Genomic DNA, 25233 nt, shown 5'->3' with positions numbered 1-25233 from the left:
ATGATGCCGGTCGCCGCCGCCCACTCCGAGCGTGAGAGAGGTTCTGCGGTCGTCGACTTTGTCCTGGTGGGTGGGCTGCTCACGATGTTCTTTCTCGCCATCATCCAGCTCGCGCTCGTGTTGCACGTCCGGAACACACTGATCGATGCTGCGGCGTCGGGCGCCCGGTACGGGACCTTGGCCGACCGCAGCGTCACCGACGCGCGCCAGCGCACAGGCGAGCTCATCCAAACGGCACTCAACGCCGACTTCGCCCAGGACATTCAGACACGCGAGGTCACGTTTCAGGGGCTGCGCGCCCTGGAGGTTACCGTCAGGGCGCCGATGCCAGTGATCGGTTTGATCGGTCCGCGCGACTTGCTGGAAGTAAGTGGACATGCAGCGATCAACAACTGAGCCGCAGTTCTGGCCTCACCCCGTGGCGCAGCCAACCGAGAACGGAGCCGGCGCAGGACTGGGAGATGAGCGGGCATCTCCGGCTGACGACCAGGGCGAGCGCGGGAGTGCAGTCGTGGAGTTCACTTTTCTGGGGCTGCTCCTCATGGTGCCGGTCGTGTACTTCATCATCACCGTCGGCCAGATACAGGGAGGTTCGTTTGCCGTGGTCGGGGCAGCAGACCAGGCGGCCAAGGTATTCGTGGCCCAGCCCGACGAATCGTCCGGCAGGGCAGCAGCAGAGCAGGCGGCCGTCATGGCCATCGCCGACTACGGCCATGCTGCCGAAAACGCCCGCGTTGAAGTGAGGTGCGACCGTGGCGACTGCATGGCCGCGGGCTCTGCAGTGACCGTGACCGTGCACCTAAGTGTGCCCCTGCCGTTTGTCCCCTTTAGTGACGCGTTCCACCTTAATGCCAGCCAACTGAACGCCACGGCAACCCAGATTGTGGGCAGATTCCGTTGAAATGCCCCGCGCGCCGCCCGCCATCCTCCGGGCCGTCCGGGAAGGCGGTCGCCGAGGACGGGCAGATAACCGTGCTCGTCATTGGCTTTGTCATGCTGGCACTCCTGGTCAGCACCGTGGTGATGGCCGCATCCAGTCTCTACATCGAGCACAAGAAGCTCCTGTCCTTGGCCGACGGCGCATCGGTTGCGGCTGCGGGCAGCTTCACCCTGGGCGAGGTGGAAACGGCAGGCGGTACTCCCAGTGCCGCACTGAGCGGAGACCGTGTCAGGAACGTGGCCAGCGACTACCTCAACCGGAATGGCGGGTTTGCCCGCCATTCCGGGCTTACCGTCGCTCCGGCGACGGGCTCGCCCGACGGCTCCACCGCCGTCGTGGTTCTCAGCGCCGCAGTCCATCCGCCGGTGGTGAACTTCCTCGTGCCGGACGGGATAAGGATCGAGGCGTCGTCCACTGCGCGGTCCAGGCTCACGCGCTGAAGGTTAGTGCCGCACCGCAGGGAGAGGCGTAGGTGCACCGTCCGGCCGGAGGAGGCGGATAGCGTAGGCTTAAACCACCATGGCTCAAATTGATTTTTCTGCAGAGATCCGCGCATTGCGCGCCACCTACACCTCCATTGAAAACGTCACCAATGTCGAGGCGCTGAGGGAAGACATTGCAGAACTGAGCGAGCGCGCCGGCGAACCGAATCTTTGGGACGACCCCGCAGCCGCTCAGACAATCACGTCGCGCCTCTCGCACCGCCAGTCCGAACTCGAGCGTTTGACCAGGCTGGCCTCGCGCATCGACGACCTCGAGGTCCTGGTGGAACTGGGCCAGGACGAGGACGACGCCGATTCCATGGGTGAGGCCGCGGCGGAACTTGAGTCGATCCGCAAATCCCTGGAGGAACTGGAAGTCGTCACGCTGCTCTCCGGTGAATACGACGAGCGCGAGGCCGTGGTGACCATCCGCGCCGGGGCAGGCGGTGTGGATGCCGCCGACTTCGCGGAAATGCTCCTCCGGATGTACCTGCGCTGGGCCGAGCGCCACGGCTATCCCACCACGGTCATGGATACGTCCTATGCTGAGGAGGCCGGGCTCAAGTCCGCGACCTTCGAAGTCAACGCGCCGTACGCCTTCGGGACCCTGAGCGTCGAAGCCGGCACCCACCGGCTGGTCCGCATCAGCCCCTTCGACAACCAGGGCCGCCGTCAGACGTCCTTCGCCGCCGTGGAGGTCATTCCGCTCATCGAGCAAACCGACTCCATTGAGATCCCGGACAACGAGATCCGCGTGGATGTCTTCAGGTCCTCGGGCCCCGGCGGCCAGTCCGTCAACACCACGGACTCCGCGGTCCGCCTGACCCACATCCCGACAGGCACCGTGGTGTCCATGCAGAACGAAAAGTCCCAGCTGCAGAACCGTGCCGCCGCCCTCCGCGTGCTCCAGTCCAGGCTCCTGCTGCTCAAAAAGGAGCAGGAGGACGCCGAGAAGAAGGCGTTCGCCGGTGACGTCAAGGCTTCGTGGGGCGACCAGATGCGTTCCTACGTCCTGAATCCGTACCAAATGGTGAAGGACCTGCGGACCGAGCACGAAGTCGGCAACACCTCGGCAGTGTTTGATGGCGCGATCGACGACTTCATCGAAGCCGGCATCCGCTGGCGCACCGACAACCGCAACGCCGAAAAGTAAGCTTCATTGACCCCACGGCTCCGCCGCGGACATTCGGCCCCAATACCGCGACACGCCCTCCTGACTCCCCCGGGAGCGCCTTGGCCCGTAGGTATAGTCGAGAAGCCGGAGCTCTCCTTCCCCAAGCGAAAGCCCCCGCACCGGTTGCAGACCAGGCCATCAAGGCCCTGCAGGGTTCATAGGATCATGATCCGTTTCGAAAATGTCACCAAGGTCTACGACCAGACAACCCGGCCCGCGCTGGATTCGGTCACCCTTGAGATAGACCGTGGTGAATTCGCCTTCCTCGTCGGCGCATCCGGATCCGGCAAGTCGACGTTCCTGCGCCTGGTGCTGAAGGAAGACCGTGCCACGTCCGGCGCCGTCTATGTCGCGGGGCAGAACGTCGCCAACATCTCGAGCTGGCGGGTGCCGAGGCTCCGCCGCGGAATCGGCGTCGTGTTCCAGGACTTCCGCCTGCTTCCGCAGAAGAATGTGTTCGCGAACGTCGCTTTCGCCATGCAGGTCATCGGCAAGAGCCGCAGCGTCATCCGGGACACCGTCCCCGAGGTCCTCAAGACCGTCGGCCTGGAAGGCAAAGAGAAGCGCATGCCGCACGAGCTTTCCGGCGGCGAGCAGCAGCGCGTCGCAATCGCCCGCGCCGTAGTCAACCGGCCCGGCATCCTGCTGGCTGACGAGCCCACCGGCAACCTGGATCCCACCACGTCCATGGGCATCATGGGCGTGCTGGACAAGATCAACCAGAACGGCACCACCGTGGTCATGGCGACCCACGATGACGACATAGTCAACGAGATGCGCAAGCGCGTCGTGGAGCTCCAGAACGGCGTGGTCATCCGTGACGAGGCCCGCGCCCTCTATACGTCCATGATTCCCGTCGTCGGACAGTCCCGCAGGCTCAAGGATGCCAGTGGACGCGACGAGGCAGGGGAGAGCAGGCTGTGAGGCTCCAGTTCATCCTCGGAGAAATCGGCAGCGGCCTGCGGCGGAACCTGTCGATGGTGGTTTCGGTCATCCTGGTCACCTTCGTCTCACTGACGTTCGTCGGCGCCGCGGGCATGCTCCAGCTGCAGATCACCCAGATGAAGGGCTACTGGTACGACAAAGTCCAGGTGGCCATCTTCCTCTGTGGTGAAGGTTCGACGGCGGCCGGTTGCGCTTCCGGATCAGCGACACCCGAGCAGCAGGACAATTTACGGACGCTCCTTGAGTCACCGGCGGTGTCCCAGTACATCAACGACTTCCAGTTTGAGTCCAAGGAAGATGCCTACAAGCATTTCAAGGAACAGTTCTCAAACTCTCCCATCGTCGACTCCGTCACCCCGGACCAGCTTCCCGCCTCCTTTCGGATCAACATGAAGGATCCGGAAAAGTACCAGATCATCAGTGAGACCTTCTCCTCCCAGCCGGGTGTGGAAACCGTGATCGACCAGCGCCAGGTCCTGGAGCGGCTGTTTTCGGTCATGAACGCCGCCTCACTCGTTGCAGTCATCATCGCGGGTGTCATGACGGTTTGCGCCATCCTGCTGATTGCCACCACAATCCGGCTCTCGGCGTTCAGCCGACGACGCGAGACGGGCATCATGAGGCTCGTGGGCGCCTCGAAGACGGTGATCCAGCTGCCCTTCATCCTGGAGGGCGTCATCGCTGCGGTGATTGGAGCAACGTTGGCATCGTGCACCCTTTGGGCGGTGGCCCATTTCTTCCTGGGCGAATACATGTCCAAGCAGTACCCCGACACGGCATTCATTTCCCCGGCCCAGACGCTGCTGCTTGCCCCGGCCCTCGTCGGACTGGGCGTGGTTCTGGCCGGCACTTCGTCGCTCTTGACACTCCGCCGATACTTGAGGGTGTAGTCCATGAACTTAAAAGGAATCCCCATGATCGCGAAGCCCGGCCGGTCCCTGCCGAGCATCCCTGCGGGGAGCCAACGCAGGTTCATCAGCGCCGCCCTCGCCGTAGTGCTCGCGGCCGGGCTCGGAGCCTCAGCCCCGGCGTTCGCCGGTGACCTGGAAGACCAGCAAGACGCCCTCAGGGCCGAAGCGTCCCGCGTCCAGCAGTCCCTCGAGTTCGTTGATGCCAAGATCTCCAAAGCCGCCGCGGATCTCGTGATGTTCCGTGGCCAGCTGCCCGGCGCCCAGCAGGCACTGCTTGAGGCCCAGGGACGCGTGGCAAGCGCCGTGAAGGAAGTGGAGGCCCTGGCTGCCCGCGTTGATCTTGCCCAGCAGAACAAGGCAAAGATCACCCAGCAGCTTGACGCGGATAAACAGAAGATCGCCAATACCAGGAAGCTGATCGGCCAGATCGCAACGCAGGCCTACAAATCAGGGGGCGTCCCGTCGAACCTGACCCTTTTCTTCGGTTCGAACAACACGGGCAGCCTCACCGACACGATTGACCTGGCGGACCAGGCCATGCGCAGCCAGAACTCCGCCATGGACAAGCTGACACAGCAGAACGCCACGAACGTGAATTCGCAGGCCCGCCTGGAGGCCGTCGAAGCGGAGATCAAGGACCTGAAAGCCAAAGCCGATGCGGCGCTGGCCAGGGAAAAGGTCGCCCGCGACGAGGCAGCCGCCAAGAAGGCCAAGGTGGATAAGCTCATCGCGGACACAGCGCGCCTCAACAAAGAACTTGAAGCGGCCAAGCCCGGAATCCAGAAGAAACTGGCAACCGTCAAGGCCCGGCAGCAGGCCGTCGCGGCCGAAATCGTCGAGCGGGACCGGAAGCTGCGCGAAGCCTGGCTGGCTGAACAGCGACGCATCGCCGAGGCCGCCGCTGCTGCCGCCCGTGCCCGCGCCGAAGCTGAAGCCCGTGCCCGCGGTGATGCCGAAGCAGCTGCGCGTGCCCGGATCATACAGCCGTACGTGCCGCCCGTGGCAGGTCCGCCGTCGGCCTTTGGCCTCCGCCACCCGTTCTCGGACGGCGTTCCGATCACGTCGGGATTCGGCTGGCGGGCAACGCCTCCAGGCACTGTGGATTTTTACGGCTCCGGGGGCTACATGCACACCGGCATCGACTTCGGCGCAGCCTGCGGCACACCGGTTTATGCGCCGGCGGCGGGCACCGTGTTCTCCTCAGGTTGGGCCGATGACGGCGGCGGAAACAACGTGAAGATCTCCCACGGCGTGGTGCAGGGCAACTCACTCACTACCATCTACTACCACAACTCAAGCGTCGTGGTGTCGGCGGGGCAGCAGGTCAGCCAGGGCCAGCTGATCGCGTACTCGGGTACCACCGGCAACTCCACCGGCTGCCACTCGCACTTCGAGACGTGGTTGAACGGTGAAGCGGTCGACCCCATGCGCCTGCTCTGACCTCGGGTCCACGGCGTCCGCAGCCCCGGCCCGCTGCCGTACACTGGAATGACTGTCCCCTGGGTCACCCAGGCAGCCAATTTTTGAAGATCTGAGGAGTTCTACCGTGCCGAAAGAAAGTGGCCGTAAGGTAGTGGCCACCAACCGGAAGGCCCGGCATGACTACCATGTCCTGGATACCTATGAGGCAGGCATAGCCCTGATGGGCACCGAGGTGAAGTCCCTCCGGGAAGGCCACGCCTCCATGGTCGACGGCTTCTGCACCTTCTACAATGACGAGCTGTGGATGGAGGGTATCCACATCCCTGAGTACAACCAGGGAAGCTGGACCAACCACGCCGCCCGGCGCCGCCGGAAACTACTGCTCCACCGCGAGGAGCTCATCAAGATTTCCCACAAGATCAGGGAATCGGGCTTCACTGTGGTGCCGCTCCAGCTGTATTTCCTCGACGGCCGCGCAAAGGTCGAGATCGGCATTGCCCGCGGCAAGAAGGACTACGACAAGCGCCAGACGCTCCGTGAGCAGCAGGACAAGCGCGAGGCCCTCCGGGTGATGCGGGAACGCAACCGCCGCTAGGAATTATCTGCAGCGGGGATGCGTTATGATAGGTAGTCGGTAGGAATCCGTTCCCGCCGGTTTGGTAACAAAATACGGGGATGATCGGTTTCGACGATGTTAGTCGCGACAGGTGAAGCGGGCCGAGGATGCAGAATTATCTCGTAAACGCTTTCTGCAAACCAATAAGTGCCGAATCTAAGCGCACTGACTTCGCTCTTGCTGCCTAAGCAGTAAGACAGTCCGTCAGCCCGAGGTTGCTATCGCCCCGGATCCTGGCGTCATTTAGATAGCCACTGCTGTTTGCCCCCGTCATCGGGGTAAACGGGACTCTTAGATGACTGGGCCCGGATCAGCCGCCTGTTTGCAGGACGGCTGGGGCCGAGAAAATCCGACGCAAACTGCGCCCGGAGAAGCCCTGACAACACGACATCGGACGGGGGTTCAATTCCCCCCATCTCCACTGTTTCAGTACCGAACAGCTACAGCCCGGACCTCGGTCCGGGCTGTAGCTGTTTAACCATCCGCCCGATGGCCCATCCGCTGGCTGTTCACCGAGGGCGTAGCCTTCCGGGGACTAGCCCGGAGGCCGGGGGAGTTGTGACAGGTAGCACTTAATCCCCAAGAGCTACCTGCAAGGGAGGCGCGCCATGTCTACGGCGCCGGCAAAGGCATCAGGTCCTGAAAGGGGCGACGACGCCCTGGATTCATACTCCGAAACTGTGATCCGGGTCGCCAGTACCGTCACACCGCATGTCGCGGCCATCGAAATGACGGGAACCCGGCGCAGCGGTCGGTTCCGCGTGGGAGCCGGTTCCGCCGTGCTCTTCACGGAGGACGGATACCTGCTGACAAACGCCCACGTTGTGGCCGGGACCCAGAAGGGCCGCGCCGTCTTCGCCGACGGCTCTGGTACCGATCTTGAGATGGTGGGAGCGGACCCCCTGTCCGACCTTGCCGTGGTCCGCGGCCGTGCGCCGCGGGTTGCACCGGCAGAATTCGGGGACGCGGAATCCCTCCGCGTGGGGCAGCTGGTTGTGGCTGTGGGCAACCCCCTTGGCCTCGCGGGCTCTGTGACCGCCGGGGTGGTCAGCGGTCTGGGCCGCGCTATTCCCGTTTGGGCCGGCCGTAACCGTCGCGTCATTGAGGACGTCATCCAGACCGACGCCGCCCTTAACGCCGGCAGCTCCGGCGGCGCCCTGGCGGATGCCCGCAGCAGGATCGTCGGAATCAATACGGCGGTTGCCGGCGCCGGGCTGGGACTTGCCGTACCGATCAACAAGACCACCCGCCGGATTATCTCCGCCCTCCTGGCGGATGGACGGGTGCGCCGTGCCTACCTTGGCGTTGTCAGCACCCCCATCAGGCTGGGCCCCAATGAGGTAGTCCGCACCGGGCAGCGCGAGGGCCTGCGGGTGGTCGAAGTGCTGCCGGGTTCCCCGGCAGAAAAAGCCGGGCTCAGGGTCGGGGACGTGCTGCTGCGGGCATCCACCCGTCCGGTGAGTAACGCCGAAAGCCTCCAGAAGCTCCTCTTTGCCGACGCCATCGGCGCACCCATGACCCTCGTGGTCCTCCGTGACGGCCACGAGCTGGAGATAACAGCAGTGCCGGCGGAAATGGCCGAAACCGGCTAGGACGCAAAACGCCAGGACACAAAAGGCTGGAACATAAGGCGGCTTGGACACAAAAGAGCGGGACCGGAAGCCGGTCCCGCTCTTTTGTTGCATGATGGTCGGCTATGACCGTTTCTTCAGGTGCGCAACAGGATCCGGAGGACCCTCAATAGGCCCCTTCGCTTTCTTGTCCGCGCGTTTTTGCTTGATGGTCTTGCCCGCTTTTTTCTGCTGATGCGTGTGTGGCGACTTGTCCGGCATGGCGTGCTCCCTCGTACGAGGGGCAGGAGTGAGCCCCTCTTACGTAAAATTACGCCTGTTTCACGCCGAATGTAATGCCCCGTAGAGGGCGGTGGAGGTTGAAGCCTGCGGCTTACACCTGAACGTCGGAGATTCCCACGAAACGGCTGCCCACGCCGTCGAACTCGCTCCTCACGCACCCGGGGGCGGGCGCCGGGATATCAGCCGGACTGTGATGGTTACAGCTGACGTACGTGAACTCGGGCCACCATTTCTTGGGCCTGGCGGCCTCGGTGTAACCGCACACATCGCAACGCAGATGCACCCAGACCGGACGTTTCCCCGTCCGGTTTGCCCTGGACTGGAGCAGCCACTGCGGGGGATTGTCGAGAATGTCGGCCAGCGCGGCCTCGGTCATCCGGCTGGGAATGCCGTGGCGCTGGGCCATTTCCAGTGGTACATCAAGGGCAATTGCCGCATCGCGTCTGCTTATCATCACAGTCCACGATACGGTAAGCCTGAGCGGCGGGGCCTACCCGCCAGCGAGCGCAATTCCCGCTGCGGCAGCCGCGAGACCGGCCAGCAGGTTGCTGCCGATGTTCAGGGCTGCGGCGGCATGGCGGCCTTCGCTCACCAGCCGCACGGTGGCAGTGGTCCAGGAACTGAAAGTCGTCAGTCCGCCAGCCAGGCCGGTGGCCAGCGCCGCATGCCATTCAGCCCCGAGCCTGCTGCTCAGGCCAAGGGATACTCCGATGACGAAGGATCCCGCGATGTTGACCAGCAACGTGGCCCACGGCCAGTGGCGGCGACGTGATGGACGGCCCGCCAGCCAGCCGTCCACCGTAAACCGTATGAGGGCACCGGCGGTGCCGAAGATCCCCACCAGCAATGGCACAGCGAGCGCAACGATCACGGATGGCCACCGTTCCCGGCGATTGCCTTGCCGGCCTTCCAGCCAGCCGCTGCGGCGCCAAGTCCCAGCAGTACAGAAAGTGCAAGATAGGCAAGCCACACTGTGTGAAGCCCGCCGCGTACCAACTGGTCCACCGATGCGACGAGTGCCGAGAAGGTGGTGAAGGATCCCAGCAGTCCCGGTCCTATGCCGGCACGGAGCCAGAAGGCAGTCTGCGGCCGGGCGATCCAGATGGTCGTGAGCATGCCAAGAACAAAACTTCCGGCGATATTGATGCCTAGAGTAGTCCACGGCACGGTGCCGAACTGCTCAGGAAACAACACGCCGAGCCCGTAGCGCAGCTCGGTGCCCACCAGTCCTCCCGCAGCGACGGCGGCCCAGACCCTCCAGCCGTGGCCACCAGTGTCCGTCGCCACGCGCTGACTCGCGGCGGCACGGGCCTTCATGCGGAAGCGTCCGCCACCGCGTTTGCGGCGAGGGAGTGCCCGCTCATCGGGCGCCGGCCATCCGGCATCCCGGGTGCACGTCCTCGCTGTGCACCCACAGGGCGGAGGCGACTTCATCCGCAAGGTCAACCTCGCGGATTGCTCCCGGCCCCGGGGAGCCGATCCGCACCACGAGCGCGCCGCCGAACGGCCGGCGGCCCCTGACTTCGACGTCGGCATCCAGGTTGATCTTCTCGGAGGCGAGGTAGCGCAGCAGCTCCGGATTCTCGTCGCTGATGCGGGTGATCCGGCCGGTGTGTCCCTCGTCGAGTTCACTCATCCGGTGGGCAAGCGGTACCTGCACGGTGCCGTCCGCGGAGGGGATGGGATCACCGTGGGGATCCCGGGAGGGGTTGCCGAGCTTGGCGGCCATCCGCTCGATGAAGGTATCGGACACCGCATGCTCGAGGAGTTCAGCTTCGTCATGCACTTCGTCCCAGCTGTACCCGAGGTCCTGGACGAGGTAGGTCTCGATGAGCCGGTGCCGCCGCACCATGGCCAGGGCGAGGCGCACTCCCTCCGGGGTCAGCGTGATGGCGCTGTACGGCTTGTGCAGCACCAGCCCCTGGTCCTTGAGTTTGCGCACCATCTCCGAGACCGACGAATTTGCGACGCCAAGGCGCTGCGCCAGCTGAGTCGACGTAATCGGCTTGTCCTGCCACTCAGTGAAAGAGTAGATGACCTTGACGTAGTCCTCGATCGAGGAGGATGGCGTACTGGTCTTCACGGATCCAAGCCTACCCGCTGCACGGACGACATCATGCCCTGACAGCCCGCCACGTCTGAGTGAGGTAGGGAAGGCGCAGCAGTTCGCCTTCGGTATGCCCCAGATGCTCCTGGAGGTACCAGTCCAGGTTTGCGGTGACCCTGGCCCGGCTGGCCGTGTTGGCTTTGAGGTAGTAGCTGCGCGACTTCGCCAGCTCAACGACGTCGGAAGTGGTGACCGGGTCCTCCCAACGGGTGAGGTGGCTTTCCAGTCCCGCGAATTCCGGACCCAGCGGGGGCCGGAAGTGCGGCTTGTGGACGTCACCGGCATGCATGATGCGCGAGAGCCTGTGGACCCAGGGCACGGATGTGTCCAGCTGGTTCCAGACCAGGCCAAGCACACCGCCGGGCCGCAGGATCCTGGCGATCTCGCTGCTGGCACGCAGCGGGTCGCACCAGTGCCATGCCTGCGCCACCGTGACGACGTCGAATGCCGATCCGGAAAGTCCCGTGTCCTCCGCGGTTCCCTCCAGCGCCTCCACCGCAGGGTAGGCGTTGCGGAGCTGCTCAAGCATGTCTGGGGAGGGGTCAACCGCGCTGACATGCAGGCCGCGTGTCACGAGCAGCTCCGTGTACTTGCCGGTTCCTGCCCCTATATCGGCCGCCGTCCGTGCGCCGGAAGGGACCAGCCAATCCGCGGACTCAGCCGGGTAGCCGGGCCGAACACGGTGGTAATGCTCGCCGCCGTCCTGGAAGCTTTGACCGAGCTCCTGCCGCCGCCCGTGGTCGAGTTTAGGGCCACCGCGTGCCACGCGCCGTCTCCTTAGGGCAGGGTAAAAATTGACCCTTCGAATTTACCGCATTTGTGACTGCGCCGTCTGGCGGCCGTCAGTCCAGGGTGCCGCTCAGTCCAGGGTGCAGGGCGCAGCGCCCGCGGTGCCGGGGGTGTTCGGTGCCCAATGCGGGTAGGTGCGGGTGTCGTTGGAGGGAACCCAGCGCCCGGAGTCCACCACGTAGTCCCAGCCGAGGCCGCTGCGGCGCAGCTCCTCGATGCCGGCGAGGAGCCGCTGGACGTCCTCAAGCCGTGACCCGACGCCGAAGCTGGCGCGCAGGGAACCCGAGGGCAGGCCCAGACGCTTGAGGAGCGGGTGGGCGCAGAAGCGGCCGTCGCGCAGCCCTACGCCGTGCTCGGCAGACAGGTAGGCAGCCACCAGTCCGGCGTCGTAGCCCTCCACCGAAAAGTTGACCACGCCGATGGTGTCGGTGTCGGGGTCGGTGTCCGAGAAGATCTGGTGGACAGTGACGCCGTCGATCTTCTGCAGGCCCTCGACGAGGAAGGACCGGATGGCGGCCTCGTGCGTGTGCCACTGCTCCTGGTCCAGGGCGGCGATCACCTGGGCCGCCCGTGCGAGGGTGGCTGCGCCCAGGACGTTGGGCGAGCCGCCTTCGTGCCGCGCGGGGCCGGTGGTCCAGCTGACGCCGTCGAGCCGGGCTTCACTGACTGCGCCGCCGCCGGCAAGGTGCGGGGATCCGGCGTCGAGCCAGTCGGTGCGTCCCACCAGGACGCCGGAACCGAAAGGCGCGTACAGCTTGTGGCCGGAGAAGGCGAGGTAGTCGACGTCGTCCGCGGCGATGTTGATGCGGCGGTGCGGCGCGAGCTGCGCAGCGTCCACCACGATCCGGGCGCCGAATTCGTGCGCCAGGGCGGCGAGGCGGCGGATCGGCAGGATCTCGCCGGTGACGTTGGAAGCGCCGGTCACGGCAAGGAGGATGATGTCGCCCTGCTCGAGTTCAGCCCGAAGGCTGTCGATGGTGGCCTCAAGGGTCTCGGACGCCACCACGCTGCGGTGGGGCACGCCCTGCCACGGCAGCAGGTTGGCGTGGTGCTCGATGTCCAGGTACAGGACTTCCCCGGTGTGGCCGTGGTCCTCCACGGGGAGGCAGCCGGCCAGCAGGTTCAGCGAATCCGTAGTGTTCCGCGTGAAGATCACGGAGTCGTCCGGGCGGCCGCCGACAAACTCGCGGACGATGTTCCGGGCATTTTCATAGACAGAGGTGCTGATCTGCGAGGCGTAGCCGGCCCCGCGGTGCACGCTGGCGTAGAACGGCAGGATCTCGTTGAGGTAGGCGGAGACTACGGAGAGTGCAGGCGCCGACGCTCCATAGTCGAGGTTGGCATAGCGCACGTGGCCACCCTGGATGAGCGGGGCCTGGATTTCAGCGCCGGTCACTGCCGCCAGCGGCCGTCCGGCAGCGGCAAACCGATCGTCGAGCAGGCCGGCGCCAGTGTTGGAGGAGAAGGTTGCAGTAGTCATGGGACCTCGCTGTGAAAGGACCCCTTGTGACGGGGATCCGCGCTTGCCGGGTCCGTTCCGGACCGGCCTGGTCGTCACCCGGGGCACCCCACCGCGAATGGAGGGTTGCCGGCCAGCAAACCGGGGTTTTACGCTGGCACTCGTGACCTGTAGAAAAGCCTAGAACACCCGCCCGCCGATGAAAAAGCGGTTGCAATTGTTAAGCCGTTTGTTACAGCCGTCCGAAATTCGGGCAACTGGCCGAACATACGACGTCGGACCCCGCACCGAGGACGGAGTCCGACGTCGAATATTCCCCGAAAGCGCGCTGGGCCGAACTACAGCAGATCGTCCAACTGCGGGTTGAGGCGCTTGAGAACCTCGGAATGAAGGATCGAGTTGGTGGCCAGGGCGTTGCCGCCGAAGGGACCGTCGGTTCCCTCCAGGGAGGTGAAACGGCCGCCCGCCTCCGTGACGATGGGCACCAGCGCAGCCATGTCGTACAGGTTCAGTTCGGGTTCGCAGGCAATGTCAACGCAGCCTTCAGCCACCATGCAGTAGGACCAGAAATCCCCGAAGGCACGGGTCCGCCACACGTCCTCAGTGAGGGCAAGGAACTCATCCAGGTTTCCCCGCTCCTTCCAGCCGCCGAGGCTGGAGTAGGACAGCGATGCGTCCGAGAGCTTCGAGACGTTGGAGACTCTGAGCCGGGTGGCAGCGGCCAGCGAACGGCCCATATAGGCGCCGGCGCCCCTGGCCGCCCACCAGCGCTTTCCAAGTGCGGGCGCACTCACCAGGCCCACCACGGGCTCACCTTCATCAACGAGCGCGATCAGCGTGGCCCAGACCGGGACTCCGCGGACGAAGTTCTTGGTCCCGTCGATGGGGTCAATGATCCAGCGCCGGGAGCCGTGGCCGGAACTGCCGAACTCCTCGCCGAGGACGGCATCGCGGGGGCGGGAACGGGACAGCTGGCCGCGGATGGATTCCTCGGCGGCTTTGTCGGCATCCGTCACGGGTGTCAGGTCAGGCTTGGTTTCGATCTGAAGATCAAGCGCCTTGAACCGGCTCATGGTCTGGTCGTCCACGGAATCCGCCAGTACATGGGCCAGGCGCAGGTCGTCGTTGTAGCTCGAAGCGGGTTGGGTCATGGTTCCAAACTACCGTCAAAGAACCGGCGGGGCGGGGATGTCCGCTGGCCGGAGGCGCCGTGCGGCTCAGCTGACGCTTCCGAGTTCCTTTGTTTCCTGGGCTTCCATGCGCGGATCGGTGCCCAGCAGCCGGCGCAGGGAGGCAAGGCGCGCGGGACCGGAAGGTCCTGCATTGCCGGCCTCCACCCAGGCGTCCACGCCGCAGTTCACGGCTGAGGCATCATGCTTGCAGCCCCGCTCGCAGGCCTCCGTGCCGGGCTCCAGGTCGGGGAACGAATGCAGGATCCGGTCCGGATCCACATGGGCCAGGCCGAACGAACGGATGCCCGGGGTGTCGATGATCCAGCTCCCGGAGGGCGCGTCGGCAAGTTTCAGCGCGAGGGCCGACGACGACGTGTGCCTGCCGCGTCCCGTGACGGCGTTGACGCCCCCGGTGGCACGTTCCGCGCCGGTCAGGGCGTTCACCATGGTGGATTTGCCGACGCCGGAGTGGCCCAGCATGACGGTGACTTTGCCGTCCAGATGGGCGCGCAGCTCGGAGACGGCGTTTATGTCGAGGCGGGCGGACAGTCCGTCGTCGGAGCGGGCATCGATGCCGGAAGCCGCCGAGTCGGCGGTGCGGCTGATGATGACCGGGAAATCGAGGTGCCGGTAGTTGTCCAGCAGTTCCGAGGGGTCCTTCACGTCGGCCTTGGTGACGAGCAGCAGCGGCTCGATGCCGGCATCGTAGGCGGCCACCAGCGCACGGTCGATGAAACCGGTCCGGGGCTCCGGATTGGCTGCCGCCACAACAACCACCAGCTGGTCCGCGTTGGCCACGACGGCCCGTTCGACCGGATCAGTGTCGTCGGCGCTGCGGCGCAGCAGCGTCTTCCGGTCCTGGATCTTCACGAGCCGGGCCAGTGTGTCCGGAGCTCCTGACACATCTCCGACGAGGGACACGAAGTCCCCCGCCACCACGGGGGAGCGGCGGAGCTCACGCGCCCGGGCGGCAATGACGGTGCGTTCGTCGCCGGAGTCCTCGCCGACAACCGCCGTGTAGCGGCCGCGGTCAACGGTGATGATGCGTCCCGTCACGGCGTCGTCGTGGCTGGGCCGGTCCTTGGTACGGGGCCGGGAGCCTTTCTTGTTGGGCCGGATGCGGACGTCGGATTCGTCCCAGGACTCAGTGCTGCGTGCCACCGGTGGTCCCTGCGGCGTTGCCCTGCCCGCTGTGGGTGCCTTGCGCGACCATGTCCGCCCACAGCTGCGGGAAGTCCGGCATGGTTTTGGCTGTGGTGCCGATGTCCTGGACCTCGACGCCCCTGACAGCCAGTCCAAGGATGGCGCCCGCGGTGGCCATCCGGTGGTCAGCGTAGCTGCGGACCACGCCGCCATGGAGCTTTGCGGGCCGGATCACCAGCCCGTCGTCTGTCTCGTGGACGTCGCCGCCAAGGCCGTTGATTTCCGCCGCCAGCGCTGCCAGGCGGTCCGTCTCGTGTCCCCGAAGGTGCGCGATGCCGCTGAGCCGGGACGGGCCGGAGGCCAGGGCGCAGAGCGCCGCGACAGTAGGGGCGAGCTCGCTGGTGTCGGCGAAGTCCGCGCCGCGGATCTCGCTGCCGCCTGTGACGGTCAGCGTTCCGGCTTCCAGCGTCACGGTGGCACCCATCGCCGGGAGGATGCTCCGCCACAGGTCCCCGACCTGGGTGGTGGGTGCAGGCCAGTCCGGAATGCGCACGGTGCCGCCCGATGCCAGGGCCGCAGCGAGGAAGGGCCCGGCGTTGGACAGGTCCTGTTCGATGCGTTCGTCAAAGGCGCGGATCGGGCCCGGGCTGACAATCCAGTGGTTCGGTGTTGAGTCGTCCACCTCCACGCCCACTCCGCGCAGCACAGCCACGGTCATGCTGATGTGGTCCAGGCTCGGCACGGAGTGGCCGGAGTGTTCCAGGTGCAGACCCTCGGTGAAACGTGCACCGACCAGGAGCAGCGCGGAAACGAACTGCGATGACGCGCTCGCGTCGATCACCAGATGGCCACCCCTGACCTGTCCCGTCCCCTCAACCCGGAAAGGCAGTGACGACGGCGTTTCGCCGGCTTCGCCGCGGACGCTGACACCAAGCGCGGCCAGCGCGTCGATGATGGTGCCCATGGGGCGTTCCCGCGCGTGCGGGTCGCCGTCGAAAACGGATACACCCTTGCGGAGTGCCGCCATGGGCGGCACGAAGCGCATGACCGTGCCGGCAAGGCCGCAGTCAATGACGGCGTCCACTGCACCGGAACCTGACGGGATGGGCGTCACTTCGAGATCCGGGCCGAAGGGGCTGTCACCCGGCACCTCACGGATGTCAGCGCCCAACTGGCGCAGCGCCTCGATCATCAGCGCGGAGTCCCGTGAGTGCAGCGGCGCCCGCAGGCGGGATGGCCCGTCCGCCAGGGCTGCCAGGACGAGATACCTGTTGGTCAGTGACTTCGAACCGGGGACGCGCACCGTGGCGTCAACGGGCCGCTCCGCAAACGGTGCAGGCCAAAGCTCAGCATCGCCGGTGTGGCCGGCGGTCGGGTCCGTGATGGATCCAGTCATTCCTGCCTAGGCCCCCACTGCATGGTCGACTGCCCTGCGGACGGCTTTGTCGGCCTTGTGCAGCTTCTTCCCGGTGGTCTTGCGCGCGTCCGACGCCAGGTGGCTCGCGGTCTTCCGGGCATCAGCGGCGAGGTGCTCGGCGCGCCAGGCCAGGCTCGGCTTGCCGGCGGTGTCCACGGAGGCCAGCAGCACGCCGCCCGTCAGGGTGACGTTCTTGAGCAGCTGGGTGCGGCGGGCGTCACGGCCTTCCTTGCTGCTGATATCGGCGCTGCGCCATTCAACGAACGCGTTCAGGGCTGAGATGAGGGCCAGGAGGCCAGCCGACAACCGGGCGGCCTTGCCTGTCGCGAACAGGAGGCCCGCGCCCACCTGGGTGCCGCCGATGACCCGGGCCAGGACAGCCTCGCTGGTCTGGAAGGGAAGTGCATCAGATGCGCGCCGCAGCAGGGGGGACAACTGTTCCACAGTGTCGTCCGCATTCCTGAGCTTGTCCACGCCGGCGAGGACGAAACTTGAAGCCAGCATAGGGCGGGCGAGAAAACGGACTAAGGACATGAATTTCCTCCTGGATGGACGAGCCGCGGTGACTGCGGCGGAGTCGGTTCTAGTCTTGCACTTTTGCGGAATATTTGCCCGCCGGACACCGTTGTGCTGTGCAGGTCCGAAATGGCCGGGACGACGGTCCCAGGCTGTTCCCGGGATGAAAGCATGGCTGGGTGCCCCCTCCGGGCAGCCCCATATGGCGGAATGTGAAACCGCACCGCGGTAGTGGAACGGCTTCGCGGGGCCGGAACGGCCGCGGAGTGCGGAGTGCAGGATTGCGCTGGCCATGCAGAACACGTGAAGTGGAGATGGAGCTTTGACTTTGGTGAAAGACGCTGTGGGCTTGCGGGGACCAATCGACGTGGCCGACTTTGAGGTGCGTGAGTTCGGCATGCCGCAGGAGGAGTCTGCCGCTGTTTCCTATGGCGCCGGATCCCTGGCCGGCAGCGGCTCCGGGCCGGTCCGGCGGGTGACAGTAGACTTGAAGGCAATGAGCACCGTGGATCCGGCCGTAGAGGCCACGCAAGAGGACGCCGGGAACGGCGCCGAGGACATCAGCACTCCGCAGGCCGCGGCGCCGGTGGAGGAAATTGATGTCGCCACCGAAAGCCCGGAAGAACGCCGGGTCCGGTTTGAGCGCGACGCCATGCAGTATGTGGACCAGCTGTACTCGGCTGCGATGCGGATGGCACGAAACCCGTCCGACGCGGAGGACCTCGTCCAGGAGGCCTACACCAAGGCCTTTTCTGCGTTCCACCAGTACAAGCCGGGCACCAATTTGAAGGCATGGCTGTACCGGATCCTGACCAACACGTACATCAATCTTTACCGGAAGCGTCAGCGTGAGCCGCTGCAGTCCAATTCGGACACCATCGAGGACTGGCAGCTCGCCCGGGCCGAGTCGCACACGTCGAGCGGGCTCCGTTCCGCGGAGGCCGAGGCCCTGGACCACCTGCCTGATTCCGACGTCAAGCGCGCGCTGCAGGAGATCCCGGAGGAGTTCCGGCTGGCCGTCTACTTCGCGGACGTTGAGGGTTTCGCGTACAAGGAAATCTCAGACATTATGAACACTCCCATCGGCACTGTCATGTCGCGGCTCCACCGCGGCCGAAAGATGTTGCGGGACATGCTGGCTGACTACGCCGCCGAACGGGGATTCAAAGCTGCTGCCGACCACAATGCAGCAGCAGAAAGCAACAAACAGGAGAACAGGAAATGAGCGACTGCCAGGGATTGGGCGATTGCGACGACGCCCGGATGCAACGTATCTACGAGTATCTGGATGGTGCCCTGACCCGCAGTGACATTGCGGAGATCAAGCATCATCTTGATGAGTGTCCGGAATGCACGGAGCAGTATGACCTTGAGTGCGTCATCCGCAACATGGTCAAGCGGTCGTGCACCGAAGCCGCTCCGGCAAATCTGAAAAACGCGATCCTGGACAGAATCCACAACATCCGGCCAGTGGACGCCTGACGCAGGCCCGGTCCCTAATCTCTTAAACGCAGTGCCCCCGCAACCGGCAGGTTGCGGGGGCACTGCATTTAAGCTTCGGTTCAAGCCGTGGCTTAGGTGTTGGGGCGCTTCCCGTGGTTAGCGCCGCCACGCTTACGGTCACGACGTTTACGTGCACGCTTGCTCATAGCTGGCCTCCTTAATATCGGTACTCGAAAGAGCTGCCCTCAAGTCTCCCACATCAGGGGACGGGCCGCGAACCGGCGGCATTGTGGGACGCGGGGGTGCCGGGCAAGCTTATTCCTTGAGGGAATTCCGGATCGAGATACGTGCCTGGTCGAGGACCGTCCTGACGGTTTCGAGCGTCACCGGTGTGATGGGCTGGGTGACTGCCTGCGTGCGGAGTTCCACGCGCAGGTCGTCCCTGAAAGCCTGAAGCAGCATTTCCGCTTCCATGAGCATTCGCTGGGCATCAGGGGAGTGCCGGGATGAGGCGGACGCACGGGTGCCGGCCGGCATTGCAGTCGACCGGGCGGCTTCCGCGGAGGCAGCCAGATCCGCTCGCAGGCCGCGCATATTACTGCGGATGTCAGCGCGGAGGTTGTCCGCCAGCCTCCGTACCGACGCCGAAATGTCCTTTTCCACGCCAGCGAGCTCGTCCCTCCGATTGTTGAGCTCGGCCAGGCCGGCAGCCGTGATCCGGTAGTTGGTGCGCCGGCCCTCCGACTGCGTGGCCACCAGGCCCTCTTCCTCCAGCTTTCCCAGCCGCGGATAGATGGTGCCGGCGCTGGGGGAGTATGTGCCGCCAAACCGCTCGCTGAGCGCCTTGATCAGTTCATAGCCGTGCTTGGGGCCGGACTCCAGGAGGGCGAGCAGATAGAGTCGCAGAGCCCCGTGGGCAAAGACCGGTGGCATCAGAGCCCCGTTTCTGCATCCGCGGGAGCCGGGCTGTGGAAGATGGACGTCTTCCCGGATACCGAGTTGGTCCGAACCAGCATCAGTTTCGCATCGGGACCGGTGATGGTCTGCACCGTGCCTCCGGGCAGGACGTACTTCTGGTTATCGATCACCACTGCCCCGCTGGCTGATTTGGCCACGATGTCGACCCCGACGTCGTGCGGAAGCCGAATGGTGAGGTCGCCGGAAACCGAGTTGGCCCCGAAATCGTGGGTGAAGTCCTGGAGGTCAAAGCTCATGTGGCCGCTGACGGTGTGGGCCCGGATGTTGGTGAACCGGCCCGACGCCGTGACCTCGCCCGAGACGCTCTTCGCCGTCAGCACGCCCCGGTGGTTCCGGGCTATGACTTCGCCGCTGACAGTGTTGACGTGGAGGTCACCGGACGTGCCGTCCGACATGACGGAGCCCGAGACGGTGTTGAGCCTGGTGTGGCCGGTAATTCCCGACACCAGTCCGTCGCCGCTGACTGTTCCGGCCTCGACCTCGACGCCGGCGGGCAGGGCGATGCTGACCACCACCGAGTTGTCGCTGCTGTTGTTGACGGCGCCCATCAGGTTCTTGAACCAGCCCTGCGGGCCATGCAGCTGGTGCCTGACCTCCAGCCGGCCATTTGTCACCGACACCGCCAGTGGGTCGCCGTGAACGTCCGACACCTCAATCCGGGCCACGTTTTCCGCATGGGTGACGATGTCGAACCGGCCGCGGACAATACCGAGCTTCAGCGACGAGACGCCGTCGACGTCAATGGTTTGCGGGCCGGTGACGGTCCAGGAACTGTCTGCCATGACTCCTCCAGTTGCGATATATCGTGACTATGCGGCAACCATACATCCGTCCTGACCCGCGATCAAGATATATCGCAAGCGGAGCATCCTTAGTCCGGAGTGTCCACTCGCAGCCACTGGAACCAGCCGCGGTGGAGCACAAGCCAGGCCATCAGCCCGTAACCGGCCTGACCGGGAGTGCCACCGTTCGCGGCCAGGTCCTGGCGCCACTGTTCATGGTTGAGCAGCGGCGTGAAGGTGTCCACGTAGAGGTGCTTGCGCCGGGTGGTGACATCCGAGAACGCGGTGTTGAGTTCTCCGAGCCGGCGGTTTTGGGCAGGGTCCAGGGTGGGCGGCGGTCCCACGACAAAAACCTCAAGCCGCTTCTGGGTTGCGGAATCAAGGATGTTGGCCAGATTCAGCCTGCTCCTGGCAGTGGACAGGCCGAACTCCACATCGCGCCCCGACAGGCCAATGACCAGGCGGTTCTCATGCAGGTCACTGAACCGGCGGCCGGCTTCCTCCAGCCAGCGGGCCGCCAGGCCCTCGGTGCCTTCCTGCGGGCAGGGGAGGGCGTAGCTCTCAAGAATCATGCCGTCCTGTGGAGTGCGGGCCAGGACGCGGCCCAGCCAGCCCAGGGCCCGGGGATCCCCGAGGCCGGCCAGCAGTTCATCTCCAACAGCTGCGATGCGCAGCTTCCTGTCTTCCACTACTACCTCTTCACTTATATTGAGGGCTTGCCCTGACTGCCGGGCACCCCTGCTCGACGGCCTGATCCGGATACTGTTCGGGCTTCCCCGGCTGTGTCCATTAACTCATGCCGATTAAACAGAACTGCCCGGCTGGAACGGTATGTCACCGTCCGGCCGGGCAGCTGTACTGCTACTTGCGCGCGAATGCCTGCTTCAGGAGTGAGTCCTGCTCGGCAGCGTGCCGCTTCATGGAACCGGCGGCCGTGGATGCCGACGCCGGGCGCGAGACCAGGCGGATCTTGCGGTCCAGTGCCTGCGGCAGGTTCAGGCCCATAAACGGCCACGGACCCTGGTTCGCGGGTTCGTCCTGCGCCCAGACGACTTCGGCGTTGGGGTACTTGGCCAGTTCCGCTTCGATTTCCGCGTGCGGCAGCGGGTAGAGCTGTTCCACACGGACGATGGCGGTTGTCTTGTCGTCCGTCTTCTGCCGGGTGGAGAGCAGATCGTAGTACAGGCGGCCGGAGACGAGGAGGACGCGTTCGACGGCGTCCGCCTGCAGCTGCTCATGCTCACCGATGACCGGCTGGAAGCCGCCGGTGGTGAAGTCCTCCACGGCCGACGCGGCAGCCTTGAGGCGCAGCAGCTGCTTCGGGGTGAAGATGATGAGCGGCTTGCGCGGACGGCTGTAGGCCTGGCGGCGCAGCAGGTGGAAGTGCGAGGCGGCCGTCGTGGGGTTGGCCACGATCATGTTTTCCTCGGCGCACATCTGCAGGAAACGCTCGATGCGGGCGGAGGAGTGGTCCGGCCCCTGGCCCTCGTAGCCATGCGGAAGCATCAGCACCAGTGATGAGCGCTGGCCCCACTTCTGCTCGGCGGACGAGATGAACTCATCGATGATGGTCTGCGCACCGTTGACGAAGTCACCGAACTGTGCTTCCCAGAGCACCAGGGCATCGGGCCGCTCCACGGAGTAGCCGTATTCGAAGCCCATGGCCGCGTATTCGGACAGCAGGGAGTCATAGATCCACAGCTTGGCCTGGTCGTCGGAGAGGTTGCCAAGAGGCAGCCACTCGTTGCCGTTGGCGCGGTCGTGGAAGACGGCGTGACGCTGAACGAAAGTGCCGCGGCGCGAGTCCTGGCCGGCGAGCCGTACGGGCAAACCTTCCATGATGAGCGAACCGAAGGCAGCGATCTCACCGAAGCCCCAGTCGATGCCGCCTTCGCGGGACATCTGCTCGCGCTTCTCAAGCAGCTGCTTGAGCTTCGCGTGGACGGTGAAGCCCTCGGGGATTTCCAGGTGAGCCTTGCCAATCCGGGCCAGCGTGTCGGCCGAAATTGCCGTGGACGCAGGGGCGTTCGTGCCGAAGTCCGACTGCTGGGCCTGGGGGCGCTCGATGTCCGACACAGCGGCGGAATCCGCCGTGATGATCGGAATCGGAGAAGTCTGCGCCGCATGGGTTTCGGCGAAGACCCGCTCGAGGCGTTCCTGGTAGTCGCGAAGCAGCTGCTCTGCCTCTTCCTCGGTGATGTCACCGCGGCCGATCAGGGACTCGGTGTAGAGCTTGCGGACCGATCGCTTGGCTTCGATGAGGTTGTACATCAGCGGCTGGGTCATCGAGGGGTCGTCGCCCTCGTTGTGCCCACGCCGCCGGTAGCAGACCATGTCGATGACAACATCCTTGTGGAACTTCTGGCGGAACTCGTAGGCGAGCTGGCCGATGCGGACCACAGCCTCGGGGTCGTCGCCGTTCACGTGGAACACCGGTGCCTGGATCATCTTGGCGACGTCCGTGGAGTAGGTGGACGAGCGGGACGAGGACGGGGCCGTGGTGAATCCGACCTGGTTGTTCACCACGACGTGGATGGTTCCGCCGGTGCGGTAGCCGCGCAGCTGGGAGAGGTTGAGGGTCTCAGCCACGACGCCCTGGCCGGCGAACGCCGCGTCACCGTGGACCATGATGGGCAGCACGGGGAAGGCCTCGCCCTGGTCCAGACGGTCCTGCTTGGCGCGGACGATGCCTTCCAGCACGGAGTCCACGGCCTCAAGGTGGGACGGGTTGGCGGCCAGGTAGACCTTGGTCTCGTTGCCGCTGTCCGAGGTGAACGTGCCCTCGGTGCCCAGGTGGTACTTGACGTCACCGGAACCCTGCACGGAGCGGGGATCCTGGGTGCCCTCGAACTCGCGGAAGACCTGAGCATAGGTCTTGCCGGCGATGTTGGTGAGCACGTTGAGCCGGCCGCGGTGGGCCATGCCGATGGCAACCTCGTCCAGTCCGTCGTCGGCCGCATCGGAGATGATGGCGTCAAGCAGCGGAATCAGGGACTCGCCGCCCTCGAGGGAGAAGCGCTTCTGGCCGACGAACTTGGTCTGCAGGAACGTCTCGAAGGCCTCTGCGGCGTTGAGCTTGGAAACGATGCGCAGCTGCTCTTCACGGCTCGGCTTGGAGTACGGGTGCTCCAGCTGGTCCTGGAACCACTTGCGCTCGGCAGGCTCCTGGATGTGCATGTACTCGATGCCCGTGGTGCGGCAGTACGCGTCGCGGAGCACGCCGAGGATGTCGCGGAATGTCAGCTGCGGTTTGCCGCCGAAGCCTCCGGTGGGCCATTCGCGGTCCAGGTCCCACAGCGTGAGCCCGTAGGTGAGGACGTCGAGGTCCGGGTGCTTGCGCTGGACGTACTCGAGCGGATCGGTGTCCGCCATGAGGTGACCGCGGACGCGGTAGGAGTGGATCAGCTGCTGGATGCGGGCAACCTTGTTGATCTGGTCCGACGGGTCCACCTGGAGGTCGGGGCTCCAGCGCACCGGCTCATAGGGGATGCGCAGGGATTCGAAAATCTCGTCGTAGAAGTTCTGGGCACCGAGGAGGAGCTGGTGGACCAGCTTGAGGAACTCGCCGCTGCCTGCGCCCTGGATGACCCGGTGGTCATAGGTGGACGTCAGCGTCAGGACCTTGCTGATGGCGTTGTGCGCAATGATCTTCTCGCTGGCACCCTGGAACTCGGCAGGGTAGTCAAGGGCGCCGACGCCGATGATGGCGGCCTGGCCCTTGGACAGGCGGGGAACAGAGTGCACGGTGCCGATGCCGCCCGGGTTGGTCAGCGAGACCGTGGTGCCCTGGTGGTCCTCAGCGGTCAGCTTGCCGTTGCGGGCACGCTTGATGAGGTCCTCGTAGGTGTGCCAGAACTCCGAGAAGTTGAGGGTCTCAGCCTTCTTGATGTTCGGCACCATCAGCAGGCGTGTGCCGTCAGGCTTCGGCATGTCGATGGCGATGCCGAAGTTCACGTGGGCCGGCTGGACGGCTACCGGCTTGCCGTCCACCTCGTCGTAGTACACGTTCATCGAGGGGAACTGGCGCAGCGCCCGGATGACCGCGTAACCGATCAGGTGGGTAAAGGAGACCTTGCCGCCGCGTGCGCGGGCCAGGTTGGAGTTGATGACGACGCGGTTGTCGATCAGCAGCTTGGCCGGAATCGCCCGGACGGACGTGGCGGTGGGCACCTCGAGGCTGGTGACCATGTTGGTTGCAATGGCCTTGGCTGGACCGCGAAGGACGGAGACAACGTCTTCCTCCGGCGCGGTCGGCGCCTTCACGTTCTTGGGGAGCTGCGCCGGAATGGGCTGGGCGCCGGTGCCCGCCTCGGCCTTCTTTGCGCCGTCGCGGGCCACCGTGGCCGGGGCCTTCTTCGCAGGTGCGGCCGGCGACGTTGCCGGCGCGGCTGCAGGTGCTTGCGGAGCAGGAGTTGCGGAGGCCGGGGCCTTGGCCGGAGCCGGGGGCGCTACAACCGGCATTTCGCGCGTAGCTGGGTGGGCCGGCGGCACTGCCGCGCCGGGGGCGCCGTTGGACGTCGGGCCGTTGCTGCTGTCAAAAGATTCGAACAGGGGCCACCATTTTGCATCGACCGTATTCTTGTCCTGCTGGTAACGCTCGTACAGTTCGTCAACGAGCCACTCATTTCCGCCAAATTCCTCTGGTAGACGGTGGCTAGGCTGCTCTGGCACTTGAAATACGCCTCTTCCATGAGTTTGAATTCCCTCTGGTTGCCAAGGTGCCACGGCACAACAATCGAACCAGTTTCTGTGTCCTATGAACCCAGACCTCTGCCAGTCTAGTTACGTTCGATGGTTAACCGCCAATAAGCGTGACCCAAATCATGTTGCCGCTGATTTGTGGCGTGGGTCCGGCAAAAATCCGGCCGAAACTGTCCGTCCGCAGTGGCCGTGAATGCTGTTCCGGAATCCCGCCAGCAGGCCGGGCTGGGGGCCGTTCGCACCGCCGGACCCGCCTGTGCTCCTGTAGACTGCAATTCTTATGGACAGTAAATCTAGGTGCCGGCCTGGGGGCTGTCAGCGGAGCAACATCAGCACTCCCGCACAGCCCACCCGCAGTGCCGGCAAACCCCGTTCACGATCCC

Annotated in this window: 27 protein-coding genes, 1 other RNA gene and 1 riboswitch; of the genes, 12 read left to right on the top strand and 16 right to left on the bottom strand. The window is 65.0% G+C overall.

The features are described 5' to 3' along the window. Positions 1-3 precede the first annotated feature (3 nt). The 10 genes from AC6CH3_RS04740 to AC6CH3_RS04695 all read left to right on the top strand — a co-directional run bounded on the left by AC6CH3_RS04740 (position 4) and on the right by AC6CH3_RS04695 (position 8082). Complete coding sequence (locus AC6CH3_RS04740) at positions 4-396, top strand: TadE family protein (RefSeq protein ID WP_498131335.1); 393 nt, start codon at positions 4-6, stop codon at positions 394-396. Continuing rightward, complete coding sequence (locus AC6CH3_RS04735) at positions 377-901, top strand: hypothetical protein (RefSeq protein ID WP_498131334.1); 525 nt, start codon at positions 377-379, stop codon at positions 899-901. The genes AC6CH3_RS04740 and AC6CH3_RS04735 overlap by 20 nt, the downstream gene beginning before the upstream one ends. A gap of 71 nt (positions 902-972) precedes the next feature. Further along, entirely contained in the window at positions 973-1380 is a 408-nt protein-coding gene (locus tag AC6CH3_RS04730; RefSeq protein WP_498131333.1) for a pilus assembly protein TadG-related protein, read from the top strand. 79 nt (positions 1381-1459) lie between these two features. Next, the gene (gene prfB / locus AC6CH3_RS04725) at positions 1460-2575 is read left to right on the top strand and encodes a peptide chain release factor 2 (RefSeq protein ID WP_494035096.1); all 1116 of its coding nucleotides are present in this window, start codon (positions 1460-1462) and stop codon (positions 2573-2575) included. 186 nt (positions 2576-2761) lie between these two features. Further along, positions 2762-3520 carry a cell division ATP-binding protein FtsE gene (ftsE, locus tag AC6CH3_RS04720; protein WP_498131332.1) on the top strand — a complete coding sequence of 253 codons (759 nt, stop codon included), beginning with the start codon at positions 2762-2764 and terminating at the stop codon, positions 3518-3520. After that, on the top strand, positions 3517-4431 hold the full coding sequence (gene ftsX, locus AC6CH3_RS04715; RefSeq protein WP_498131331.1) for a permease-like cell division protein FtsX: 915 nt from the start codon (positions 3517-3519) through the stop codon (positions 4429-4431). The genes ftsE and ftsX overlap by 4 nt, the downstream gene beginning before the upstream one ends. Before the next feature lie 24 nt (positions 4432-4455). Then, positions 4456-5892, top strand: a complete 1437-nt coding sequence (locus AC6CH3_RS04710; RefSeq protein WP_498131330.1) for a peptidoglycan DD-metalloendopeptidase family protein — start codon at positions 4456-4458, stop codon at positions 5890-5892. A 106-nt stretch (positions 5893-5998) separates the two neighbouring features. Beyond that, a complete protein-coding gene (gene smpB / locus AC6CH3_RS04705) occupies positions 5999-6469 on the top strand; it encodes an SsrA-binding protein SmpB (RefSeq protein WP_400478720.1) in 471 nt (156 codons plus the stop codon). 76 nt (positions 6470-6545) lie between these two features. Further along, positions 6546-6914, top strand: a transfer-messenger RNA (tmRNA) gene (gene ssrA, locus AC6CH3_RS04700). Between the two features lie 184 nt (positions 6915-7098). Continuing rightward, on the top strand, positions 7099-8082 hold the full coding sequence (locus AC6CH3_RS04695) for a trypsin-like peptidase domain-containing protein (protein ID WP_494035100.1): 984 nt from the start codon (positions 7099-7101) through the stop codon (positions 8080-8082). A 102-nt stretch (positions 8083-8184) separates the two neighbouring features. On the opposite strand, the gene AC6CH3_RS04690 is transcribed toward AC6CH3_RS04695, so the two are convergent. The 11 genes from AC6CH3_RS04690 to AC6CH3_RS04640 all read right to left on the bottom strand — a co-directional run bounded on the left by AC6CH3_RS04690 (position 8185) and on the right by AC6CH3_RS04640 (position 16964). Next, on the bottom strand, positions 8185-8322 hold the full coding sequence (locus AC6CH3_RS04690; RefSeq protein ID WP_494035101.1) for a hypothetical protein: 138 nt from the start codon (positions 8320-8322) through the stop codon (positions 8185-8187). 112 nt (positions 8323-8434) lie between these two features. Next, positions 8435-8797: a hypothetical protein gene (locus AC6CH3_RS04685; protein ID WP_498131329.1), complete on the bottom strand. Its 363-nt coding sequence runs from the start codon at positions 8795-8797 to the stop codon at positions 8435-8437. Between the two features lie 36 nt (positions 8798-8833). After that, the gene (locus AC6CH3_RS04680; RefSeq protein ID WP_498131328.1) at positions 8834-9214 is read right to left on the bottom strand and encodes a fluoride efflux transporter FluC; all 381 of its coding nucleotides are present in this window, start codon (positions 9212-9214) and stop codon (positions 8834-8836) included. Beyond that, positions 9211-9660 carry a fluoride efflux transporter FluC gene (locus AC6CH3_RS04675; RefSeq protein WP_498131327.1) on the bottom strand — a complete coding sequence of 150 codons (450 nt, stop codon included), beginning with the start codon at positions 9658-9660 and terminating at the stop codon, positions 9211-9213. The genes AC6CH3_RS04680 and AC6CH3_RS04675 overlap by 4 nt, the downstream gene beginning before the upstream one ends. A 43-nt stretch (positions 9661-9703) precedes the next feature. After that, positions 9704-10426, bottom strand: coding sequence for a metal-dependent transcriptional regulator (locus AC6CH3_RS04670; protein ID WP_498131326.1), 723 nt, complete (start codon positions 10424-10426; stop codon positions 9704-9706). Positions 10427-10457: 31 nt separating this feature from the next. Next, positions 10458-11216 (bottom strand): class I SAM-dependent methyltransferase, encoded by a 759-nt coding sequence (locus AC6CH3_RS04665; protein ID WP_498131325.1) that lies wholly within the window; start codon positions 11214-11216, stop codon positions 10458-10460. Positions 11217-11309: 93 nt separating this feature from the next. Then, positions 11310-12719: an aminotransferase class V-fold PLP-dependent enzyme gene (locus AC6CH3_RS04660; RefSeq protein WP_498131324.1), complete on the bottom strand. Its 1410-nt coding sequence runs from the start codon at positions 12717-12719 to the stop codon at positions 11310-11312. 34 nt (positions 12720-12753) lie between these two features. Further along, a riboswitch (SAM riboswitch) is annotated at positions 12754-12867 on the bottom strand. Between the two features lie 169 nt (positions 12868-13036). Continuing rightward, complete coding sequence (hisN, locus tag AC6CH3_RS04655) at positions 13037-13849, bottom strand: histidinol-phosphatase (protein WP_498131323.1); 813 nt, start codon at positions 13847-13849, stop codon at positions 13037-13039. A 66-nt stretch (positions 13850-13915) separates the two neighbouring features. Then, complete coding sequence (rsgA, locus tag AC6CH3_RS04650) at positions 13916-15031, bottom strand: ribosome small subunit-dependent GTPase A (RefSeq protein WP_498131322.1); 1116 nt, start codon at positions 15029-15031, stop codon at positions 13916-13918. Then, entirely contained in the window at positions 15015-16409 is a 1395-nt protein-coding gene (gene aroA / locus AC6CH3_RS04645; protein ID WP_498131321.1) for a 3-phosphoshikimate 1-carboxyvinyltransferase, read from the bottom strand. Before aroA ends, rsgA begins: the two co-directional genes overlap by 17 nt. Before the next feature lie 6 nt (positions 16410-16415). After that, a complete protein-coding gene (locus AC6CH3_RS04640) occupies positions 16416-16964 on the bottom strand; it encodes a DoxX family protein (RefSeq protein WP_498131320.1) in 549 nt (182 codons plus the stop codon). A gap of 478 nt (positions 16965-17442) precedes the next feature. Here AC6CH3_RS04640 and AC6CH3_RS04635 point away from each other — a divergent pair, with 478 nt between their 5' ends. Together AC6CH3_RS04635 and rsrA are read left to right on the top strand one after the other, a co-directional pair. Then, positions 17443-18171 (top strand): sigma-70 family RNA polymerase sigma factor, encoded by a 729-nt coding sequence (locus AC6CH3_RS04635; RefSeq protein ID WP_498131372.1) that lies wholly within the window; start codon positions 17443-17445, stop codon positions 18169-18171. Further along, positions 18168-18428, top strand: a complete 261-nt coding sequence (rsrA, locus tag AC6CH3_RS04630) for a mycothiol system anti-sigma-R factor (protein ID WP_205655327.1) — start codon at positions 18168-18170, stop codon at positions 18426-18428. Before AC6CH3_RS04635 ends, rsrA begins: the two co-directional genes overlap by 4 nt. A gap of 92 nt (positions 18429-18520) precedes the next feature. Here rsrA and AC6CH3_RS04625 read toward each other — a convergent pair whose 3' ends face one another. The 5 genes from AC6CH3_RS04625 to AC6CH3_RS04605 all read right to left on the bottom strand — a co-directional run bounded on the left by AC6CH3_RS04625 (position 18521) and on the right by AC6CH3_RS04605 (position 24820). After that, the gene (locus AC6CH3_RS04625; RefSeq protein ID WP_369299106.1) at positions 18521-18595 is read right to left on the bottom strand and encodes a 50S ribosomal protein bL37; all 75 of its coding nucleotides are present in this window, start codon (positions 18593-18595) and stop codon (positions 18521-18523) included. Positions 18596-18704: 109 nt separating this feature from the next. Beyond that, positions 18705-19322 (bottom strand): PadR family transcriptional regulator, encoded by a 618-nt coding sequence (locus tag AC6CH3_RS04620; RefSeq protein WP_498131319.1) that lies wholly within the window; start codon positions 19320-19322, stop codon positions 18705-18707. Beyond that, positions 19322-20149 (bottom strand): DUF4097 family beta strand repeat-containing protein, encoded by an 828-nt coding sequence (locus AC6CH3_RS04615; protein WP_498131318.1) that lies wholly within the window; start codon positions 20147-20149, stop codon positions 19322-19324. The genes AC6CH3_RS04620 and AC6CH3_RS04615 overlap by 1 nt, the downstream gene beginning before the upstream one ends. A gap of 89 nt (positions 20150-20238) precedes the next feature. After that, the gene (locus AC6CH3_RS04610; RefSeq protein ID WP_494035112.1) at positions 20239-20838 is read right to left on the bottom strand and encodes a GDSL-type esterase/lipase family protein; all 600 of its coding nucleotides are present in this window, start codon (positions 20836-20838) and stop codon (positions 20239-20241) included. Positions 20839-21010: 172 nt separating this feature from the next. Further along, on the bottom strand, positions 21011-24820 hold the full coding sequence (locus tag AC6CH3_RS04605) for a multifunctional oxoglutarate decarboxylase/oxoglutarate dehydrogenase thiamine pyrophosphate-binding subunit/dihydrolipoyllysine-residue succinyltransferase subunit (RefSeq protein ID WP_498131317.1): 3810 nt from the start codon (positions 24818-24820) through the stop codon (positions 21011-21013). Positions 24821-25233 lie beyond the last annotated feature (413 nt).

Source organism: Arthrobacter sp. GQ119 (assembly GCF_059759125.1).
The sequence above is the reverse complement of the archived record's forward strand: the minus strand, read 5'-3'. Positions and strand labels throughout refer to the sequence as shown.

What these genes read in the sequence shown, in the direction of transcription:
- AC6CH3_RS04740 (WP_498131335.1), top strand. Translation starts at nt 4, where the DNA reads ATGCCGGTCGCCGCCGCCCACTCCGAGCGTGAGAGAGGTTCTGCGGTC.
- AC6CH3_RS04735 (WP_498131334.1), top strand. Translation starts at nt 377, where the DNA reads ATGCAGCGATCAACAACTGAGCCGCAGTTCTGGCCTCACCCCGTGGCG.
- prfB (WP_494035096.1), top strand. Translation starts at nt 1,460, where the DNA reads ATGGCTCAAATTGATTTTTCTGCAGAGATCCGCGCATTGCGCGCCACC.
- ftsE (WP_498131332.1), top strand. Translation starts at nt 2,762, where the DNA reads ATGATCCGTTTCGAAAATGTCACCAAGGTCTACGACCAGACAACCCGG.
- AC6CH3_RS04710 (WP_498131330.1), top strand. Translation starts at nt 4,456, where the DNA reads ATGATCGCGAAGCCCGGCCGGTCCCTGCCGAGCATCCCTGCGGGGAGC.
- AC6CH3_RS04695 (WP_494035100.1), top strand. Translation starts at nt 7,099, where the DNA reads ATGTCTACGGCGCCGGCAAAGGCATCAGGTCCTGAAAGGGGCGACGAC.
- AC6CH3_RS04690 (WP_494035101.1), bottom strand. Translation starts at nt 8,322, where the DNA reads ATGCCGGACAAGTCGCCACACACGCATCAGCAGAAAAAAGCGGGCAAG.
- AC6CH3_RS04685 (WP_498131329.1), bottom strand. Translation starts at nt 8,797, where the DNA reads ATGATAAGCAGACGCGATGCGGCAATTGCCCTTGATGTACCACTGGAA.
- AC6CH3_RS04675 (WP_498131327.1), bottom strand. Translation starts at nt 9,660, where the DNA reads ATGAAGGCCCGTGCCGCCGCGAGTCAGCGCGTGGCGACGGACACTGGT.
- AC6CH3_RS04660 (WP_498131324.1), bottom strand. Translation starts at nt 12,719, where the DNA reads ATGACTACTGCAACCTTCTCCTCCAACACTGGCGCCGGCCTGCTCGAC.
- hisN (WP_498131323.1), bottom strand. Translation starts at nt 13,849, where the DNA reads ATGACCCAACCCGCTTCGAGCTACAACGACGACCTGCGCCTGGCCCAT.
- aroA (WP_498131321.1), bottom strand. Translation starts at nt 16,409, where the DNA reads ATGACTGGATCCATCACGGACCCGACCGCCGGCCACACCGGCGATGCT.
- AC6CH3_RS04640 (WP_498131320.1), bottom strand. Translation starts at nt 16,964, where the DNA reads ATGTCCTTAGTCCGTTTTCTCGCCCGCCCTATGCTGGCTTCAAGTTTC.
- AC6CH3_RS04635 (WP_498131372.1), top strand. Translation starts at nt 17,443, where the DNA reads ATGAGCACCGTGGATCCGGCCGTAGAGGCCACGCAAGAGGACGCCGGG.
- rsrA (WP_205655327.1), top strand. Translation starts at nt 18,168, where the DNA reads ATGAGCGACTGCCAGGGATTGGGCGATTGCGACGACGCCCGGATGCAA.
- AC6CH3_RS04620 (WP_498131319.1), bottom strand. Translation starts at nt 19,322, where the DNA reads ATGCCACCGGTCTTTGCCCACGGGGCTCTGCGACTCTATCTGCTCGCC.
- AC6CH3_RS04615 (WP_498131318.1), bottom strand. Translation starts at nt 20,149, where the DNA reads ATGGCAGACAGTTCCTGGACCGTCACCGGCCCGCAAACCATTGACGTC.